The following is a 5,177-nucleotide window of genomic DNA, read 5'->3' as shown; positions in this document are numbered from 1 at the left end:
TGGCGCCGGTCGCGAGGCTGGTGGCTGCTCACGGCGGCGGCGGTGGTGACCGCGGTGCTGTCGGCGGTCGGCCAGATGTATCCGGGCATCGTGCTGGCGGTCGTCGTGGCCGTCGGCGGCATGGTCGCAGGCGTGATCTCCGACCGCGGCCGCGCTCAGCTAACCGCTCGGACGACATCGGCTGGCCTGTACGTCGCTCGAGTCGATCGCCTCACGGACCCGGTCCGTCTCCGTGTGCATCGCGCCGCCAGCGTCGACGGCGACCCTGTGCCGCCGTTCGTCGAGCGGGATCGTCTGCCTGAACTAGTGGAGGCGCTGCGGACCGGCAGGTTCGTCCTCGTCGTGGGGGACTCCACGGCAGGGAAGACGCGGCTAGCGTTCGAAGCGATGAAAGCCTGCCTGCGCGAGCATGTGTGCGTGGTTCCCAACGGCACGGTCACCGCGGCCATCACGGCCGCACTGGAGAACCGGCCGAGCGTGCTGTGGCTCGACGACCTCGACCGTTACCTGGGCGTCGGCGGACTGTCCGTATCGGACATCCGAAGCCTCATCGAGAAGGACGTCATCGTGCTCGCGACCATGCGCACGCACGAACGGGAGCGGCTCAGCGAACGGCATGACCTTTCCCGTGACCACACCGGACAACGGCTCGCCCGCGCAGGCCGGGAGATCCTCGACACGGTCACCACCGAGATCCGTCTTCCCCGCAGGTGGTCGGTGCGCGAACGCGAGGCCGCAGCCGCTTTCGCAGACGATCCACGCATCGCCGCAGCACTCGCGAACGCCGACCGCCACGGCCTGGCCGAGCACATGGCAGCAGGCCCGGAACTCGTCCAGGACCTCAAGGACGCGCGGGACACCACGACCAAAGCCCGCGGGGCAGCGCTGGTCACCGCCGCTGTCGATCTACGCCGAGCCGGCTACCACCGACCCGTGCCCCTCACGGTGCTCAAGGACCTGCACGAGACCTACCTGCGCGATACGAATCGCGCGGAGACCTGGGACCGGGCACTGGACTGGGCGACCCGGCCACTGCACGCGACCAGCAGCCTGCTCGAGCCGATGGGAAACGACGAGTACCTTGCGTTCGACTACCTACTCGACGCCGCAGTACAAGATCCGGAGACACCACCAACCCCGGACACCGTCTGGCATTCCCTCGTGGACTTCGCCGACCCGACCGCACTCGTCGAGGTCGCCTGGGAAGCCGTCATCGTCGAGAAGGTCGACTACCTCCACCGCGCTACGGCCAGAGCGATGGAGCGCCAGGACTTCGAGGCGGCAGCGGTCCTGGCGGACATCCTCGGCGACGCCGGCAAGGAGGCCGAAGCGGCCGAGTACCTCCAGGAGATCATCATCGCAGCGGAGAACGTCGTGTCGCCGATGGAATTGGTGCGCATTCGTCGGATGCTCGCCTGGCAAGTCGGAGAGAAGGCCGGTGGCCGCGGTGATCCACAACGCTGTGCTTGCCGAAAATGTCGTCCGTGCAGGTCAGGCGGCGTGGTGGTATTCGTTGAGGATGCCGCCCAGTCGCTGGTGTCGGCGGATGTCGAGCTGGGTGACTGCTGTCTGATCGGTGGTCGGATGTGGGAGCGCGTGTAGGGGTCGGGCGTTAGCGATGCCCTGGTGGGGTCGATGCGTGTTGTGGAACTTTTCGTACTCCCGCAGGGCGTGGAGCAGATGCTGTTGGTTCCAGATGAGGGTGCGGTTGAGGAGTTCGCGGCGGCAGCTCTGGATCCAGCGTTCCATGATCGCGTTCATGCGCGGAATGCGGACTCCGCTGAGGACAACCTGGATGCCCGCATCGACGAAGATGGCATCGAATAGGGCAGGGAATTTCCCGTCGCGGTCTCGGATCAGGAACCGTGCGGAGCTGCCCGCGTCTTCGAGGTCCATCACGAGGTTCTTCGCTGCTTGGGCGACCCACGCTGCGGTCGGGTGCGCCGTGGCGCCCAGAACACGGATCCGGCGACTGCTGTGTTCGATGACCGCGAGCACGTACAGGCGGGTGCCGCTCAAGGTCGCGACTTCGAAGAAGTCACAGGCCAGCAGGGCTTCGGCCTGGGAATGGAGAAAGTCGGCCCAGGTGATGGAGGTGCGATCGGGTGCCGGGTCGATGCCAGCGTCCTTGAGGATCTGCCACACCGTGGATGCGGCGATCTTGATGCCGAGTACGAGCAGTTCGCCGTGGATACGGCGGTAGCCCCAGGTGGGGTTCTCCCGTGCCAGACGCAATACCAGGAGTCGGATCGAGCGCACGGTCCGTGGACGGCCGGGGCGCTTGGGGCGAGATCTGGCCGCGTGGCGGCGGGCGAGCAGGTCTCGATGCCAGCGCAGCACCGTTTCCGGGCGTACCGGCAACTTGAACTGACGAAGCACTTTCGCCGGGAGCCGGTGCAGCAACGCCGCGAGGAACGCTCGATCGGCGGGGGAGAACCGAAGTTGAGTTTTGCCCAGTTGGCGTTCCAGGACGGTGATCTGGTGCCGTAGCACGAGGATCTCCACGTCCTTGTCCTGGTCGCTTACGGGTAGCAGGCGCAGTAGGGCGAACGCGTTGGTCACGCTGAGGTAGGCCAGTCGAAGCAGCATGGCGGGTCATCATGCCGTGCTCATCCGCAGCGGCATGATCACGACTGCATCCGCGTATGGGTCTCTGTAAACCCTCTGTCACCTGCATGGATGAGGTTTTCGGCAGGCACAAGGTTTTGTGCGCTCCTTCGCAGCTCTGCTCACTCCCCGCACGGACAACCCGGCTCGGTTAACGGAATGGATCACCGCCGCACGCGAAGCGGACCTACCTCACGTGCACTCCTTCACCCGAGGCATCGACCAAGACACCGACGCCGTCACCGCTGCTGTCACCCTCACTCACCACAATGGACGCACCGAAGGCGTGAACACCAAGACCAAGCTGCTCAAGCGACAGATGTACGGACGAGCCAGCCTTGCCCTCCTGCGCCACCGAATCCTCCTCGGCTAACACCACCACCGAAAGTGCGCCAGAGCCGATCTTGAAACAGTCCCACTCGGGGGGTGAAGGGAACTACTGGCGTCCGGCGGCCAGGCGGCCGTCGAAGGCGATCTCGAAGGCGTTCAGGGCGGGTTTCGTGCGCCGTGAGGTGCTGTGGTTTGAGTGGAGGTGAGAGACCTTCGTCGCCAGGTTGTCGCAGCGGCCTGGTAGGAGCTGAGGGCAGGCTGATCCGGGAGGTGCCGGGGAGGCTGGGAGCAGCCCTGACAAAGCCGGGGTGCGCCAGTACTGCCAGATGGTGTGGGTCCGGCGAGCGGGGTCGAGAGGAGTACGCGAGGAACCGATGTTGTAACGCCCCTCAACGCTGTCAACCGGCTCGAACCTGGTGGATGTGGGCCGGGAGCGGCGCGTCTTCGGCAGCTTGCGGGTTGTTGGGGAACTTCCGGGGATCGTGAAGCCGGTGACCGGGAGGCCGCGCTGAAGGTCTGCGGCGTAGGCGCGGCGAGGCCGCAGGGGCAGAGTCGGGCTCCTCCTCGATCGAGCGAACCACAGTGAACACGGGAACCGTTCCGGACCTTGCCTGCTTGTCCATGTATCCAGCGTGGACAGGCGGGCTGGGCTCACCGTCAGCCGATCGGTTCGGTTCGGGGCGGAGTCGCCGTAGTACTCCGAGCCGGGGAAAGCCCGGTGCATGGGGAAGGGCGACAGCGATCAGATGGGAGATGGTGGCTGTAATGCCGAAAGACGCACCATCGAATGGTGGTGCCCCGGCCAAGGCCCCGACCATGGGGCCGTGGCAGCGGGTATCGGAGATGCAGGCCAAGCTTCACCGTTGGGCGGCGGCCGATCCTGGCCGCCGGTTTGATGATGTGTTCAACTTCGTGCATGACCCGGCGACGCTGATCGTGGCGTTCGCTCGGGTCGCGGGAAACCGAGGCGCGAACACGCCCGGCATCGACGGCCTCACCACCGCTGATGTCGAACAGCGCATCGGGGTTCCGGGGTTCTTGGACGATCTGCGCACTTCGATCAAGGAGGGCTCGTTCCGGCCGGTGCCGGTGCGGGAGCGCAGGATCCCGAAGCCGGGTGGTTCGGGGAAACTCCGCAAGCTGGGGATTCCCACGATCGCGGATCGGGTGGTCCAAGCGGCGTTGAAGCTGGCGTTGGAGCCGATCTTCGAGGCCGACTTTCTGTCGGTCTCGTATGGGTTCCGGCCGAAGCGGCGGGCGCAGGACGCGATCGCCGAGATCCACATGTTCGGCTCCCGCGGCTATCAGTGGGTGCTGGACGCGGATATCGAGGCGTGCTTCGACTCGATCGATCACACGGCCCTGATGGACCGGGTGCGCGCTCGGGTCAAGGACAAACGCGTGCTCGTGTTGGTGAAGGCGTTCCTCAAAGCCGGTGTCATGACCGAAACCGGCGACCGTGAGGACTCCGACACCGGCACCCCGCAGGGAGGCATCCTCTCACCCCTGCTGGCCAACATCGCGCTGTCCGCGCTCGACGAGCACGTGATGGCGCCGTGGAAGCCGGATGGGGCGATGGGCACCACCTACCGGCGCAACCATCGACGCTCCAAGGGCCTGCCGACGTGGCGAATCGTTCGTTACGCGGACGATTTCGTCGTGCTCGTGCACGGCCAGGAACATGACGTGGTGGCCCTGCGCGAAGACATCGCCCATGTGCTGGCCCCGTTGGGTCTTCGACTGTCGGAGAGCAAGACGCGAGTTGTGCACATGATGGACGGGTTCGACTTCTTGGGTTTCCGCATCCAGTGGAAACGCAAGCGAGGCTCGAACCAGTGGTACGTATACACGTTCATCGCCGACCGACCCTTTCGGTCGGTGAAGGCGAAGATCCGTGCCTTGACACATCGTGTGTCGGCTGCGGACATGGGTGCGGTGATCGGCAGGATCAACCAGATCCTGCGCGGCTGGACCAACTACTTCCGGTATGCCGTCTGCAAGCACACCCTTGACCGGCTGCGTCATTTCGTTGAGTGGCGCATCATCCGCTGGTTACGCAAGCGGCATCGCTGGACGTGGAAGGTGTTCCGTCGCCGGTTCACCACTCCTGCTGGGCGGTGGCTGCCGATCGCGGCAGGCGGGGTCGCGGTGTTCAACCCGGCATCGGTGACGGTCACCCGCTACCGCTACCGAGGCACCAAGATCCCCAACCCGTTCACGCGGCTGACTCCAGCCTGACG

General features: G+C 65.6%; 3 protein-coding genes and 1 pseudogene. 3 read left to right on the top strand and 1 reads right to left on the bottom strand.

All coding sequences use genetic code 11. The features are described from left to right. Positions 1-1,602: hypothetical protein (locus ACJ73U_RS30605; protein ID WP_407781200.1), on the top strand; the 1,602-nt coding region annotated here is incomplete at its 5' end. Here the strand turns inward: ACJ73U_RS30605 and ACJ73U_RS30600 are convergent. Then, positions 1,492-2,589, bottom strand: a complete 1,098-nt coding sequence (locus ACJ73U_RS30600) for an integrase core domain-containing protein (RefSeq protein WP_407781199.1) — start codon at positions 2,587-2,589, stop codon at positions 1,492-1,494. The genes ACJ73U_RS30605 and ACJ73U_RS30600 overlap by 111 nt on opposite strands. Before the next feature lie 115 nt (positions 2,590-2,704). Between ACJ73U_RS30600 and ACJ73U_RS30595 the strand changes: the two are divergent. Continuing rightward, positions 2,705-2,980, top strand: a pseudogene (locus ACJ73U_RS30595) (transposase); the annotation flags it as partial. A gap of 722 nt (positions 2,981-3,702) precedes the next feature. Continuing rightward, a complete protein-coding gene (gene ltrA, locus ACJ73U_RS30590; RefSeq protein WP_407781198.1) occupies positions 3,703-5,175 on the top strand; it encodes a group II intron reverse transcriptase/maturase in 1,473 nt (490 codons plus the stop codon). The last annotated feature ends 2 nt before the right edge of the window (positions 5,176-5,177 follow it).

Source organism: Actinophytocola sp., from assembly GCF_045807065.1.
Classification (GTDB): domain Bacteria; phylum Actinomycetota; class Actinomycetes; order Mycobacteriales; family Pseudonocardiaceae; genus Actinophytocola.
The sequence above is the reverse complement of the archived record's forward strand: the minus strand, read 5'-3'. Positions and strand labels throughout refer to the sequence as shown.

Excerpts from the sequence above, each read along its gene's own strand:
- ACJ73U_RS30600 (WP_407781199.1), bottom strand. The coding sequence starts at position 2,589 with ATGCTGCTTCGACTGGCCTACCTCAGCGTGACCAACGCGTTCGCCCTA.
- ltrA (WP_407781198.1), top strand. The coding sequence starts at position 3,703 with ATGCCGAAAGACGCACCATCGAATGGTGGTGCCCCGGCCAAGGCCCCG.